At 50.0% G+C, this 14,912-nt stretch carries 11 protein-coding genes; 10 read left to right on the top strand and 1 reads right to left on the bottom strand.

All coding sequences use genetic code 11. From position 1 onward, the window contains the following. Nucleotides 1-88: 88 nt before the first annotated feature. The 4 genes from J7E85_RS07560 to J7E85_RS07575 all read left to right on the top strand — a co-directional run bounded on the left by J7E85_RS07560 (nucleotide 89) and on the right by J7E85_RS07575 (nucleotide 5,755). Entirely contained in the window at nucleotides 89-1,768 is a 1,680-nt protein-coding gene (locus J7E85_RS07560; protein ID WP_076324947.1) for a ribonuclease J, read from the top strand. 267 nt (nucleotides 1,769-2,035) lie between these two features. Then, nucleotides 2,036-2,812 carry a ClpP family protease gene (locus J7E85_RS07565; protein WP_215156522.1) on the top strand — a complete coding sequence of 259 codons (777 nt, stop codon included), beginning with the start codon at nucleotides 2,036-2,038 and terminating at the stop codon, nucleotides 2,810-2,812. After that, the gene (locus tag J7E85_RS07570) at nucleotides 2,809-3,051 is read left to right on the top strand and encodes a YlzJ-like family protein (RefSeq protein ID WP_215156523.1); all 243 of its coding nucleotides are present in this window, start codon (nucleotides 2,809-2,811) and stop codon (nucleotides 3,049-3,051) included. Before J7E85_RS07565 ends, J7E85_RS07570 begins: the two co-directional genes overlap by 4 nt. 40 nt (nucleotides 3,052-3,091) lie before the next feature. Then, a complete protein-coding gene (locus J7E85_RS07575) occupies nucleotides 3,092-5,755 on the top strand; it encodes an FtsK/SpoIIIE family DNA translocase (RefSeq protein WP_215156525.1) in 2,664 nt (887 codons plus the stop codon). A 78-nt stretch (nucleotides 5,756-5,833) separates the two neighbouring features. Here J7E85_RS07575 and J7E85_RS07580 read toward each other — a convergent pair whose 3' ends face one another. Next, entirely contained in the window at nucleotides 5,834-6,694 is an 861-nt protein-coding gene (locus J7E85_RS07580; RefSeq protein WP_215156528.1) for a helix-turn-helix transcriptional regulator, read from the bottom strand. Between the two features lie 196 nt (nucleotides 6,695-6,890). Here J7E85_RS07580 and uxaC point away from each other — a divergent pair, with 196 nt between their 5' ends. The 6 genes from uxaC to yfmF all read left to right on the top strand — a co-directional run bounded on the left by uxaC (nucleotide 6,891) and on the right by yfmF (nucleotide 14,909). Then, a complete protein-coding gene (gene uxaC / locus J7E85_RS07585) occupies nucleotides 6,891-8,315 on the top strand; it encodes a glucuronate isomerase (protein ID WP_215156529.1) in 1,425 nt (474 codons plus the stop codon). A 3-nt stretch (nucleotides 8,316-8,318) separates the two neighbouring features. Then, on the top strand, nucleotides 8,319-9,830 hold the full coding sequence (locus J7E85_RS07590) for a tagaturonate reductase (protein ID WP_215156532.1): 1,512 nt from the start codon (nucleotides 8,319-8,321) through the stop codon (nucleotides 9,828-9,830). Continuing rightward, nucleotides 9,827-11,341 (top strand): UxaA family hydrolase, encoded by a 1,515-nt coding sequence (locus J7E85_RS07595; RefSeq protein WP_215156534.1) that lies wholly within the window; start codon nucleotides 9,827-9,829, stop codon nucleotides 11,339-11,341. Before J7E85_RS07590 ends, J7E85_RS07595 begins: the two co-directional genes overlap by 4 nt. 45 nt (nucleotides 11,342-11,386) lie before the next feature. Beyond that, on the top strand, nucleotides 11,387-12,499 hold the full coding sequence (locus J7E85_RS07600) for a glycoside hydrolase family 88/105 protein (RefSeq protein ID WP_215156536.1): 1,113 nt from the start codon (nucleotides 11,387-11,389) through the stop codon (nucleotides 12,497-12,499). A gap of 191 nt (nucleotides 12,500-12,690) precedes the next feature. Beyond that, entirely contained in the window at nucleotides 12,691-13,503 is an 813-nt protein-coding gene (gene sleB / locus J7E85_RS07605; RefSeq protein WP_215156539.1) for a spore cortex-lytic enzyme, read from the top strand. A gap of 125 nt (nucleotides 13,504-13,628) precedes the next feature. After that, on the top strand, nucleotides 13,629-14,909 hold the full coding sequence (yfmF, locus tag J7E85_RS07610) for an EF-P 5-aminopentanol modification-associated protein YfmF (protein WP_215156541.1): 1,281 nt from the start codon (nucleotides 13,629-13,631) through the stop codon (nucleotides 14,907-14,909). Nucleotides 14,910-14,912: the final 3 nt, after the last annotated feature.

A 14,912-nucleotide genomic window follows, 5' to 3' on the forward strand; every position in this document is an offset into this window, starting at 1 on the left:
ATGAATTCAAGTGACTGGGTGCGGTATTTTTTTGAAATTTAATATAACAATGGTACGACGTCCAAAACTATAGGAGGGTTAGATACATTTGTCTAAGAAAATAAGCAACGATAAACTATCGATTTTTGCCTTGGGCGGCGTCGGTGAGATCGGGAAGAACATGTATGTCATTCAATATGCCAATGACATCGTTGTCGTGGATGCGGGATTGAAGTTCCCAGAAGAAGATATGCTTGGGATTGATATTGTTATTCCTGATATTAGCTATTTAACGGAGAATCGCGACAAAGTGAGAGCGATTTTGCTGACTCACGGTCACGAGGACCATATCGGCGGCCTACCTTACGTATTGAAACACTTGAATGTTCCTGTATACGGAACGAAATTGACGCTCGGATTAGTGGAAAACAAGCTCAGAGAAGCGAATTTGCTGGGTGAGACGAAACGGATTCTGATCCATGCGGATTCGGAAGTACAACTCGGAAACACACTGAAAGCGACCTTCTTCAAGACTAATCACAGTATCCCGGATTCCGTAGGGATCTGTATCGAAACACCGGAAGGCAATGTTGTGCATACGGGTGACTTTAAGTTCGACCATACTCCGGTAAATGACCAATATGCGGATCTGCAGCGTATGGCTGAGATCGGAAGCAAGGGAGTATTGGCTCTTCTGTCAGATAGTACGAACGCAGAGAGACCAGGCTTCACGCCTTCCGAGAAAAACGTGGGCATCGTGCTGGAAGATATTTTCCGCAAAGCCGAGCAGCGGGTGGTTGTTGCAACGTTTGCATCGAATGTGCACCGGATTCAGCAGGTTGTTAATGCAGCCGAATCTACGGGCCGCAAAATAACGGTTATCGGAAGAAGCATGGTCAATGTGGTGTCCATTGCCGCTGAGCTTGGATATTTGCACATTCCGGACGGCATGCTGATCGAACCTGAAGAGGTTAACAAAATGGCAGCCGACCGGGTTGTTGTATTGTGTACAGGCAGTCAGGGAGAGCCGATGTCAGCGCTCACACGCATGGCACGTTCCACTCACCGCAAGGTGGACATTCTGCCAGGGGATACGGTCATCATTGCAGCGACACCGGTTCCAGGCAATGAAAAATATGTGGGACGTACGATTGATGAGTTGTTCCGTCTCGGAGCAGACGTGATTTATAGTGGATCCAATTCGGGTGTCCATGTATCGGGTCACGGCAGCCAGGAAGAACTCAAGCTGATGCTGAATCTGATGAAACCGCAATTTTTCATCCCTGTCCATGGCGAATACCGGATGCAGCGCCGTCACGCTCTGCTTGCAGAGTCCGTTGGCGTTGATCCAGACAACATTTTTATTACCGATATCGGTGAAATTGTGGAGATCCAAGGCGGCTCGGCCCGCAAAGCAGGCAAAGTAACCGCTGGCAATGTTCTGATTGACGGACTTGGCGTTGGTGACGTAGGAAACATCGTATTGCGCGACCGCAAGCTTCTGTCCCAGGACGGAATTCTGGTCGTTGTCGTTACCTTGAGCAAGCAAAACGGTTCCATCGTTTCCGGTCCTGATATTATTTCGCGTGGATTCGTATACGTACGGGAATCCGAAGGGCTCCTGGATGAAGCCAACCGTATCGTTTCCAGCACGCTTCAGAAGCTGATGAGTGAAAACGTGAATGAGTGGGCTTCACTGAAAACCAGCGTAAAAGACGCTTTGGGACGCTTCTTGTATGAACAAACACGTCGCAGACCGATGATCTTGCCGATCATTATGGAAGTCTGATACAAGATAATAAAATATATCAGGCACACAGTCGCCCCTTTTTCGCAGGTAATAATTGGACGGTTCCCGCGAAAGAGGGGCTTTTTATAGGTTGATCCTTAAACTTCTCCCGAATGATTTCGGCAGGAGTTTTTTTGGTTGCTGCAATTCCGATCCCAAGCTGAATGTTCCATATAAGCATAAAATGATCCCGTCATTTGCCATACTAAGGGTTAGCTATGTGTTGATTGCAGCAGCTAGACATTAAGATAAAGGCAGGGATGCGCGATGGAGAAAGGTCAATGGACTACCGGCAACAGAAAAGCAGGATGGACTGGCGAGACGGAAGCGCCTCCGGTCGTCCCTACCGAAGAGGGCAAGAAAGCGGCCGTAACGGAAACGATACAGCAGCTGGGACAGACGGGACTGCCGAGCGGCGGGGAATCCAACGTTTTTTGCATGACCATCATTGGACAAATCGAAGGACATATCGTGCTTCCACCGCAAAATAAAACCACCAAATATGAGCATATGATTCCACAGCTTGTGGCAGCTGAGCAAAATCCGCGGATCGAAGGACTCTTGATCATTCTCAATACCGTTGGCGGCGACGTTGAAGCCGGACTTGCCATTGCCGAGATGATTGCATCGCTCAGCAAACCGACTGTAACGGTAGTCATTGGAGGGGGGCACAGTATCGGCGTCCCTATCGCTGTAGCAGCAGATCACTCGATCATCGCGGAGAGCGCGACGATGACCATTCACCCGATACGCATGAGCGGGTTAGTCATTGGCGTGCCGCAAACCTTTGAATACATGGAGAAAATGCAGGAACGTGTCGTACGCTTTGTGACGAGCCATTCAAAGATAACGGAGGGATTGTTTAAGGATCTGATGTTCAAAACCGGTGAATTGAATAGGGATATCGGTACCGCGGTTTCGGGTACAGACGCCGTTAAATATGGTCTTATGAACGAAGTGGGGGGCATTGGGCAGGCATTGAGCCGTTTGAACAGCATGATTGAAGAACGTAAAACGATAAGCCCTGGAGGGATTACGCAATGATATGGTACAGCGTCATGCCATTGGATCCGATCGGGATACTGCAAGGAGAACAGGCAGCCGTCACGTCCAGGGAAGTTCGGGTTGAAGGAATACTAATGGAAGTTGAACCTATGGCAGAGGATCAGGCGAAAATTGTCCGTTTATTGGATTGCGGGCTTCAAGATTACTTGAATCCACGCTACGCTCCGGGGGCAATGATCCGCTATATTCCGACGGTAGAAAATGAGGCTAAAGGCTGAAAACAGAACATAGGTACGCCACCGAATATTATGCTATAATATGGATTCGGGGGTGACACTTTTGGCAAAGCGGAAAAGAAAGAAGAAGGCAGCCTTTGCAGCCGTATTGAAGTATGAAATTTATGGGATTGTATTGATGACACTATCGGTCATCGCATTATCCGGAGAAGCACCGGTGGGGCGTTCCCTGTCCAAGATGTCGGGATATCTGCTGGGCAAGTATTATTTTATCATCCCCTTAATCGGCATCTATTACGGGTTAATGGTGATGATTCACCGGAAATGGCCCAAACGGTGGAACAGCAGACGCACCGGTGTCCTTCTCTTGATATTATCGCTTACTTTAATGAGCAGCATTGCAGGTTTGGAGTCGAAGCTGGCCCCGATTGGACAATTGAATGCATCAAATGCGATGAGCCAGATACATAGTGATTTGCAAGGCGAGCTCCTTCATGCCGGGGCAGATGATGGACATCATCCCGTCATGGGCAGAGACATCAGCGGCGGTTACATTGGAGCGTTGCAGTTTGCCTTTCTGTTAATGCTGTTTGGCAGCATAGGGGCAAAGTTGATTGTGATTGTCATGCTAGTGATCAGTTTCATGCTGATTACCAATCTGTCCTATGTTGATTTAATGCGGATGTTCCGCGTGAGGGTTGTAAAGGCCGGAGAACGGATTCAGAAAAAAGTGAACAGCCAGCAGACCAAATCAAGAGCTGCGGCAAAATCAAGCGCGAAGGAACAACGCATGCAGCTGCCGGAAGATCTGGATGAGGATGATGATCTGGAGGATATGGAGAGCATGAGGCTGCCGCGCCGCAAAGCGCCGCAATTCTTCCAGCTGTTCGGTTCTAAAGGCAACAAGCGGAACAAAGCAGTGGAAGAGGCTGGGGATGCTGCGGATGAGGCGGCTCCGATATTTACCGTTGGCAATGAGCATGGTGCTAAGGAGAAAGGGGAGGTCGTCCTGTTCAACAGTCCGGTTCAACCGGAGGAGGGAGCGGATGTTATTACTCCTGCAGCAGAATCCGTGCCTTCATCGCCGATTATTCGCGATTTCTTCGAGCAAGTGAAACAAGAAGGGCGCCTCGATGACGAGTACGACGATCACGAAGCGGTGGTTCGTTCGGCACAAGAGGAACCTCCGGGGAACACGGCAGCGAGTTCTGAGCCTATGGGTGACCCTGAGACGTCCAATGGCGAGTCGAATGCAGCCATAACGGAAGATGGGGCGCCAGAGGGAATGGCACCGGCAGCGCCTCCCGCTCCGCCTCCTAAACCGTATAAGCTGCCTCCATTCCGGCTGTTATCCAAACCGAACAATGGCGGCAAGGGTGGAGACCAGAACGATTATATGCAGGTAGCCCGCAAGCTGGAGGCGACGCTGGAAAGTTTCGGCGTTCGGGCTAAGGTGCTGGAGGTTGTCCGGGGGCCGTCGGTAACCCGCTACGAAATTCAGCCGGACATCGGCGTCAAGGTCAGCCGGATCGTCAATCTGACCGATGATATCGCACTCGCGCTTGCGGCCAAAGATATACGGATGGAAGCGCCGATTCCCGGCAAATCAGCCATCGGGATCGAAGTGCCGAACAACGAAGTTTCGCTTGTTACGATGAGAGAGGTTATGGAGACGCCGACGTTCCAGGAAGCGGAATCGAAGCTGTCGATTGCATTTGGCCGTGATATTTCAGGTCAGACGATTGTCGGTAATTTGGCACGCATGCCCCATCTCCTTGTTGCAGGTGCAACGGGTTCGGGTAAATCCGTATGTATCAACGGCATCATTACCAGCATTCTGTATAAAGCGAAGCCGGATGAGGTTAAGTTCCTGATGGTCGATCCGAAGATGGTCGAGCTCAATGTCTACAACGGGATTCCGCATTTGATGGCACCGGTGGTAACCGATCCGAAGCGGGCATCCTTGGCACTTAAGAAAATCGTAGTAGAGATGGAGAAACGGTATGAGCTGTTCTCCAAATCCGGGACGCGAAATATTGAGGGCTACAACAATCTGATGAAGGATAACTTGCCTGCAGTATTGCCTTATATCGTTGTTATTGTGGACGAGCTGGCCGATTTGATGATGGTTGCAGCCAACGATGTAGAAGACGCGATCACACGACTGGCCCAAATGGCCCGTGCTGCCGGAATCCACTTGATCATCGCGACGCAGCGTCCGTCGGTCGACGTTATAACCGGGGTCATTAAAGCGAACATTCCGTCACGCATTGCCTTTGGTGTGTCTTCGCAGGTCGATTCCCGAACGATTCTGGATATGGCGGGGGCGGAGAAGCTGCTCGGCCGCGGGGATATGCTGTTTATGCCGATGGGCTCCTCCAAGCCGATCCGGGTGCAGGGAGCCTTCATGAGTGATCAGGAAGTCGAGAACATCGTGGATTTTGTCCGGGATCAAGGGCAGGCGGAGTATGATGAGTCGTTGGTGCCTGAAATTGAGGAATCTTCGAATTCGGATGAAGAAGAATTGGATGAGCTGTATGAGCAGGCGGTGACCATCGTGTTGGAAGCTAAGCAAGCGTCCGTATCGCTGCTGCAACGGAGAATGCGCGTAGGGTATACCCGTGCAGCGCGACTCATTGACTCCATGGAGGCACGCGGGGTTATCGGACCTTATGAGGGAAGCAAACCGCGGGAAGTGCTGATGTCCATGGAGCAATACCAACAACAGCAGAATCGAATCAGTTAAGGGAGCCAATCCCGTAACTTCGTAAAAAGGAAGCGAACAACCCCAAATTTTGGGTGGATCGCTTCCTTTTTTGTTGGTTCACGGGATGCTATTCATTTTGCGGTATTTGCTTGCCGTCATCTTCATAATTTTCTTAAAGGTTCGGTCAAAATGCGTAAGGCTTTCAAAGCCGATCGATTCGGCGATGTCCACGATTTTCAGGTCCGTATCCGTCAGAAGGCGCTGCGCCTCGCGAATGCGGGTAAGGTTTAGATAATTAATGATCGTAAAGCCCGTAATTTCTTTGAAAATCCGGGACAGGTAGAACGGGCTGATGTAGAAGGTTTCGGATAATTGCTGCAGCGTGATTTTGTCTGCGTAATGGGCGTGAATATACTTAACGACGTCCGTGATTTTCTGATGGAGCGGATTCATGGAAGTGTGGGCAGGCAGCGAGGCGGAATGGGTTAACCGAGAGGTTTTAATTAATAACTCCGTAAGCAGTATCTGCAGCATGTACTCGTACGAAGCGGAGCCATCTCTGATTTCATCGGCCATTTTATTCAAAATTTGCATGATGATCGCTTGCTCTGGAACGGTTAAACGCAGCAGCGGCGTATCCTGATTAAACATGCTCAGCAATCCGGATGCCAGCAAGGGGTGGCCTTTCCCGAGAAAAGAATCGCTAAAATTAATGACGATACGTTCATGCTCCGGATCGCCTTGACCCGAGGTTTTATGAACGTCGAATTTATTGATGAGAATGAGGTCACCCGCCCGAATGGTGTACAATTTTTCTTTTATAAAATAATTGCGCTCGCCAGAAACCAAATAGTAGATTTCATAGGTTCCGTGATAATGGTTATTTCGTTCAAAGGGCTTTGTGCGATGAATGCGATGGTAGTAAAATCCCCCTTCTTCTTCCCCGTAGGTTACGGTATGAGTCTCGCTGGATATCATAATCGCCCCCGCTTCGTTTCAATCTCCTTCATGATGAGGTCTACTTCAATTCTTTAGTAATATTGTAACAACATCTATTGACCAAAACAAAGCAAGATATGTTGAATAATCCTTCAATTTCGCAATAAACGTGAAGAAATCCAACTGATGATGCCGTAATATAGTAGATAAATCTACAGAAATGGGCGGTGTTAACATGAGACCTTTTATGGATGAACATTTTTTGCTCAACAACGAGACTGCACGTACCTTATACCACGATTATGCAAAAGACATGCCAATCATCGACTACCATTGTCATCTGAGTCCGCAAATGATATATGACAATCACCGGTTTGAGAATTTGACTGAAGCGTGGATTAACGGCGACCACTATAAATGGCGGGCGATGCGAGCTGCTGGAGTGGAAGAGGCATACATCACGGGCGGCCCGGGTGTGAGCGATTATGACCGCTTCTTGGCTTGGACGCGCACCGTTCCAATGACAATCGGCAATCCGTTATTCCATTGGTCTCATCTGGAGCTGCAAAGACTGTTCGGCATTAAAGATATTATTAATGAGCAGAATGCTCCGCAGATATGGGAAGCGGCAAACAAGCGTCTGCAGGAACATGATTTGACAACCAGGGGATTGATCGTTTCAAGCCGCGTGAAAGTAGTCTGTACGACAGATGATCCAACGGATAGCCTGGAATATCATATCAAGCTGGCGGAGGAAAGCGATCCCGGATTTCAGATGCTCCCATCATTCCGTCCGGATAAGGGGCTGGAGATTAACCGGGAAACATTCCTTCCCTGGGTGAAATTGTTGGCGGACCGAAGCCGGATGGAGATTACGGAGTATTCGGCATTCCTGAAGGCGCTTGAGCAGCGGGCTGAGTTTTTCCATTCGGTTGGCGGCCGGGTATCCGATCATGCGCTCGATTATGTGCCTTATCAAGAGGTTACGGAGACACAAGCGGCTGACATATTCCTGAAAGCGCTTAAAGGGGAGCGGGTTTCCCGTCAGGAAGAGGAACAATTCAAAACGTATACGCTGCTCTATCTGGGCCAGGTCTACGCGAAATTCGGCTGGGTCATGCAATTTCATATTAATGCCCAGCGCAACAATAACACCCGGATGTTCCGAGAATTGGGCCCGGATACCGGTTATGATTCGATTCACGATAGTCCAATCGCGGTACCGCTCGTGAAGCTGATGGATCGGCTTGATCAAGAGCGGGCACTTCCGAGAACGATTCTTTATTCGCTTAACCCAAGCGATAACGATATTCTCGCAGCACTGATCGGCAGTTTTCAAGGCGACGGCATTCCGGGTAAAATTCAGTTCGGATCCGCGTGGTGGTTCAACGATACCAAGGACGGTATGGTCGACCAGATGAGCAAACTCGGCAATATGGGGCTGTTAAGCCGATTTGTCGGCATGCTGACCGACTCCAGAAGTTTCTTATCCTATACCCGTCATGAGTATTTCCGGCGGATTCTGTGCAATCTCCTCGGAGAGTGGGTTACACGGGGGGAAGCGCCGGAAGATCTCCCATGGCTCGGGGGAATTGTACAGGATATTTGTTACAACAACGCCGAGAGTTACTTCCGATTTGGCGGGATGGAAGGGAGATAGATCATGGATGCAAAGACAGACCGTGGCCGAGCGCTGAAGTTGATCGGACGGGATTTTTTACAATTACAACAGCAGAACCACTTGGAAATGTTGAATTACCCTGTTAAGGTGCTTCAAATCGGGGAGGGCAGCTTTCTTAGGGGGTTCTTCGATTGGATGATCTATGAATGCAACCGGCAGGGATTATTTCAAGGGAGCGTTGCCGTCAGTCAGCCAAGACCAGGGGGACGACGCAAGCTGGAGCAGCTTCGAGAGCAGGAAGGGATTTACGGTTTGCTGACCCGAGGTATCCAGGATGGACGGAAGATAGAAGAAGAACGGTGGATCCCGGTGTTCTCAAAGATCATAGATCCTTATGCGGAATGGGAGAATTTCTTAAGGATCGCCGAGCTCGATTCCCTGGAGATCGTAGTCTCCAATACAACAGAAGCTGGTCTCGATTATCAGCTCAGTGACTGGAATCCGTCGGAACCGCCGATGTCATTCCCCGCAAAGCTGACCATGCTTTTATATCGGCGTTATGAGTGTTATGAAGGCTCGCCGGACAAGGGCCTGTTAATCCTCCCATGCGAGCTGCTGGAACGAAACGGGGACATCTTGCGCTCGATTGTGCTGCGGCATGCAAAGGATTGGGGCCTTTCGCCGGCTTTTCGGAGCTGGATCGAGGAGTGCAACCTGTTTCTGAACTCACTTGTGGACCGGATCGTAACCGGTTATCCGGAAGAGGCTGAGCGCTATTTTGACCAATGGGGTTATGAAGACCGATTGTTGAACACGGCGGAGCCCTATTATTTCTGGGCTATTGAGGGTGACCCGTCATTGGAGTCCAGGCTGCCCCTGCAGTCAGCGGGTCTCCAGGCAAGATGGGTACCCGATCTGACCCCGTATCAAGTGAGAAAGGTAAGAATATTGAATGGAACGCATACGCTGATGGCTTCCATCGGTTTGCTTCACGGTTTCACTGAAGTGAAAGAGATCGCAGAAAGCACGGAATGGGGAAAAGACATTCGCGACGCAATGTTGCAAGAGATCGTCCCCTTGGTGCCTCTCCCGTTGGAAGAGGTTACGGTTTATGCCATATCTGTATGGGAGCGATTCCGCAATCCCTTTCTTCGGCACAAGCTCCAGGATATTGCCATGAACAGCATCTCCAAGTTCAAAGTGAGGCTTTTGCCAAGCTTAAAGGAATATGTCAGTTCACACAACACGCTCCCAAGCCTTATGACTCGGGGATTGGCCTCCTTGATCCGTCTGTATCATGCCAAATCGATCGAGGGGCAGTGGTACGGAACGTGTCTTGATGGTAAACAGGTGCTGTTAAGAGATGATCCGGACAGCCTGATGACCTTTTACCAAGCGTGGCAAAAGGTAGAAGACGGGGAGTGGAGTACACGTCAGCTTGTAGCATCCATTCTTGGCAATCAGTCTTTATGGGGCGAGGATTTGAACCGAATATCCAATCTTCATGAGGTTGTGAGCAGCTATATCGAAGAAATGGAGCTGATCGAGACATGAGCGACATCGTCATACTTCACAACAAGGATGATGTAGGCATCGCGCTTCGTCCTTTGTCAGCAGGAGAACATGCCATCGGGTTTCTGAACGGGAAGGAGTATGCGATCGAGGTAACCGAGAATGTGCCAAAAGGTCATAAGGTGGCTCTTCGATTGATAGAGCCGGGCAGCCATGTTTTAAAATTCGGTTATTCGATCGGACTGGCGAAGGAAGTCATTTTGCCGGGACGATGGATCCATACCCACAATTTGAAAACCGGACTGTCCGGTGAAGTGGAGTACCAGTATAAGCCTAGTGCAAAAGCAGCGCCTCAAGATTCACCGACTGTTATGGAATCCCCGACATTTCATGGATATATCAGATCAAGCGGTGAGGTTGGGATCCGTAATGAAATTTGGATCATCAACACCGTCGGCTGCATTAACAAAACCTGCGAGCTGTTAGCGCGTATGGCTGGCCAGCAGTTTCAAGGGAGAGGCATTGATGGAGTTTATCACTTCCCGCATCCCTACGGCTGCTCGCAGCTTGGAGACGATCTAAGCCATACCCAGCGTCTGCTCTCATCCCTGGCCCACCATGGCAATGCAGCAGGCGTGCTTATTATCGGGCTTGGCTGCGAGAACAATCAGATCGATCAGATGCAGGCCATGATTGGAGAGCAGGATGGGAAACGCATCAAATATATGCGGGCTCAGGATATGGAGGATGAATTGGAGGAGGGCATATCCCTCATATCCCAGCTTGTGGAATATGCCGAGACTTTCAAACGAACGGAGGTTCCTCTCTCCAAACTGAAGGTCGGACTGAAATGCGGGGGTTCGGACGGTCTGTCGGGCATTACAGCCAATCCGCTGGCGGGCCGCATTGCAGATACCATCACCGCTCACGGTGGCACAGCTCTGCTGACGGAGGTGCCGGAAATGTTCGGAGCGGAAACGATCCTGATGGACCGGGCAGGCGACGAACAGGTGTTTAAGGATATTACGGTGCTGATTAACAATTTTAAGCAATATTTCGTATCGCACGGACAGGAAATCTATGAGAATCCTTCGCCCGGGAATAAAGACGGCGGCATCACAACCCTGGAGGAGAAATCGCTGGGGTGCACTCAAAAAGGGGGAAATGCCACCGTATCCGATGTACTCCGTTACGGCGTGAGATCAACGAAGCCGGGGTTAAACCTGATCGAAGCGCCAGGCAATGATCTCGTATCGGTTACGGCCTTGGCTGCAGCGGGCGCCCATCTCGTCCTGTTCACAACGGGCAGGGGGACACCGTTTGGCGGCCCGGTCCCTACCGTCAAAATCGCGACCAATTCCGAACTGGCCGCTCGCAAAAAGCATTGGATTGATTTTAATGCAGGTGCTTTGCTGGAAGGCAAAAGCATGGAGGATCTCCATGAGGAACTCATGAATCGTATGGTCCAATTAGCCTCGGGCGTTGAACAGACGAGAAATGAACGCAATGGCTTCCGGGAAATATCCATTTTTAAGGATGGCGTCATTTTATAGCATGAGTTGTTGGAACAGTGTTTAGAAAAAAGAGGAGGAGCACATATGTCCAATCCCATTCAGCAGCAAGGACCGTTGACCTTATCACCCCTAGAACTTGGCACCAAGGCTTGTCAATCGATCATGGAAACGTATTCGCCGGAGCAGCTGCCGCCTGCAGGGCGGTGGCATTACCACCAGGGCGTATTTCTGGTTGGCATGACTCAATTGTGGAAATTTAGCGGAGAGTCAAAGTTTTTGGATTACGTAAAGGGTTATGTCGATCATCTGGTGGATTCCAACGGGAATCTGCTGCTGGAGCGGGGAGAGCTGGATTCTGTTCAAGCGGGCCAACTCCTGATGGAACTGGATGCTGTATTTCCCGAACATCGGTACAGGGCTGCTGCGGATAAGCTGCTGCCTCTGTTATCTACGCTGAATCGGACCACGGAAGGAGGATATTGGCATAAAGATCGGTACCCTTACCAGATGTGGCTGGACGGCTTGTATATGGGCGGCGTGTTCACGATGAAATATGCGCGGCAGTATAACGAGCCGCATTTATTTGACGAGGTGCTGTTTCAGGAGAGGATAATGCGTTCCCATACCAAGGATCAGGCAACCGGGTTATTCTATCATGCTTGGGACGAGAGCAGAACGATGCCTTGGGCAGATCCGGTGAGCGGACAATCCCCGGAATTTTGGGGACGTGCGTTAGGCTGGTATGCGCTGTCGATCGTGGAGTTCCTTGATTTACTGCCTGAGGATCATCCGGCGAGGGAAGAACTGGCTGTCGTACTCCGTGAATTAAGTGAGGCGTTGGTGCGTTATCAGGATCCACTGACCGGGCTGTGGTATCAGGTTATAGATAAAGGGGGCCGGGAGGACAATTGGCTGGAAACCTCATGCTCCAGTCTTTTCATATATACCTTGGCCAAAGGAATCCGTCTCGGTTACCTGGATTCTTCCCTGATCTCGCATGCAAGACAAGGATATAACGGCCTGGCTCAATCCGTATATATGAATGATCAGGGACATCTGGTTATGCCTAAAATCTGCATCGGGACAGGTGTCGGCGATTATAAGCACTATGTGGAAAGGCAGCAATGCGAGAATGATCTCCATGGGGTTGGAGCGTTGGTCATGGCGTGTGTAGAGCTTGGCAGAACATCTGAATAAATCCGTGCAGGATCGTTAAATCTACTCCGAACGACAAGGAGCTGTTCCTTAGTGGAACAGCTCTCTTTGTGCTGCAATGATGTGCCGTCTTCGTTCGATCCTCTTGGGAACAGGTGCATAGGAAACTGGCAGGCTTGTCATAATAACGGTAGCGAGGCTTGTTAAACCACAAGAGAAAGGTAGAGCGCAGCATGAAAAACTCAAGAATCTGGAATCTGATCAGCATTGCGATCCTGTTATCTGCCGTTGTCTTCGCTCAGGGAGGCCTTAAAGCAGATTATTCGAATCTTCAGGAAGCTTTGCCAACCTTTAGTCAGCAGACCATCAAGTTTGGTTCTACCGGCGAAGATGTGTATGAGCTGCAAGGCCGTCTGAAATACCTGGGCTTTTATCATGGCAAAATCGATAGCGTATTCGGTTCCAAAACCCAAGGATCCGTTAAATGGTTCCAATCGGAGTTTGGCATGAAGGTTGACGGTATCGTAGGTCCGAAGGTCAAGCTTAAACTGTATAATGCAACCAAGGATTTCCGTCCGACCGCTCCGAAGCTTCATGAAGGTGGGGGCGGAGCAGCAGCCGGTGCGGGCGGCGATACATCCAACAAGGAAGGCGGCAATAACAACTTAGCCTCTTCGAATACAATGGGACTTTCAGACAACGATTTAAGGATCATGGCGAATGCCGTTTATGGCGAAGCGCGCGGAGAACCGTTCGAAGGCCAGGTTGCCGTAGCGGCGGTTATTCTCAATCGAGTGAAATCTCCAAGCTTCCCTAACTCGCCGCATGGGGTTATATTTGAGCCGAGAGCCTTTACCGCTGTAGCTGACGGTCAAATATGGCTTGAGCCGAACGAGCAGGCGCGGAAAGCCGTAGAGCAGGCGCTAAATGGCTGGGATCCGACAGGGGGCTGTCTGTATTACTTTAATCCAAAAACAGCGACCTCGCCATGGATATGGACCCGCCCTCAAGTCAAAACCATCGGTCAACATATCTTCTGTATGTAAGCCGCAAACAACAGCAACCGGGGCCTGTCTTCGGTTGCTTCTTCACTTTGCAATGGGTTAGAATGAAAGTTATCTATGAAGTAAATTATGGCAACGACAATCCATGATGTAAGGGGATATGGACCTTGACGAAAACGGAATTTGAACACGGTACGGTCGAAGGAATACGAATTCACGTGTTGCCGACCAACCGATTCAAGACATTTGCGATATCGCTTTACGCCGGAAGTCCGTTAGCAGAAGAAACCGTGACCTCGACCGCGCTTACACCTTTTGTGCTGCGCAGAGGAACCGTTTCATACCCGGAAACAAGAGCATTCCGAGAGCAGCTGGAGCAGTTATATGGCGCCGGATTTGGATTTGACGTGTATAAGCGTGGCGATTATCAGATCGTGCACTTTCGCATGGATACGATCAATGACTCTTTTGTTAAGAGTCCGGAGAGCCTGCTGCGCTCTTCATTTGCTTTTTTGGGCGAGGCTTTCACCCAGCCTGTGCTAGAGAATGGCGCATTCCGCAAATCTTATGTACAGACCGAGCGTGACACAGTCCGCAAGAAGCTGGAGTCCATCGTCAATGATAAGATTCGTTACGCCGCGGAGCGCTGCATTGAGGTCATGTGCAAGAACGAACCGTATCGATTGCATCCGTTAGGTGAACGGAATGATCTTGACGGTATCACGCCGGAAGGCTTGTATGAGTCCTATCAGAATTGGCTTAATGAATCTGTTCTGGATCTGTATGTGGTTGGCGATACGAGTTTGGATGAGGTGAAGAAGCTCGTAGAGGAGCATTTTAAACTGAACCGAACCGGAAGTAAGGATTATGTTCCTTCCACCACACGAACGGTCGCGAGCGAGACGCAGACGGTTGTGGAGAAACTGGACATTAATCAAGGCAAGCTCAACATGGGCCTGAGAAGCACGATTACTTACGGAGATGATGAGTATGCCGCTGCGCTCATGTATAACGGGATTTTGGGAAGTTACCCGCATTCAAAGCTGTTCGTTAACGTGAGGGAGAAGGAAAGTCTGGCGTATTACGCGTCGTCCCGATATGACGGTCATAAAGGGATTGCTACCATTCAGTCCGGCATCGAAGTTCAAAATTTTGAGAAGGCCGTCCAAATTATTCGCCAGCAGCTTGATGACATGGCTAAGGGTGCCATTACGGATATCGAAATGACCCAAACGAAAGCGATGATTCGCAACGTAATTAAGGAAATGCAGGATTCGGCCTTTGAGATGATTGCCTATGACTTCAATCGAACGCTGTCAGGCCGGGAACGTACGCCGGATGAGCTGCTGCAGCAGGTGGAAGGCATTACAGTGGAGGATGTGAAGCAGGCGGCTGCGGCATTTTCGCTGGATACGATCTATTTCCTGAAAGGTCAAAAGGAGGAATAGCCG

Source organism: Paenibacillus sp. ISL-20 (genome assembly GCF_018613005.1).
Classification (GTDB): domain Bacteria; phylum Bacillota; class Bacilli; order Paenibacillales; family Paenibacillaceae; genus Paenibacillus_AQ.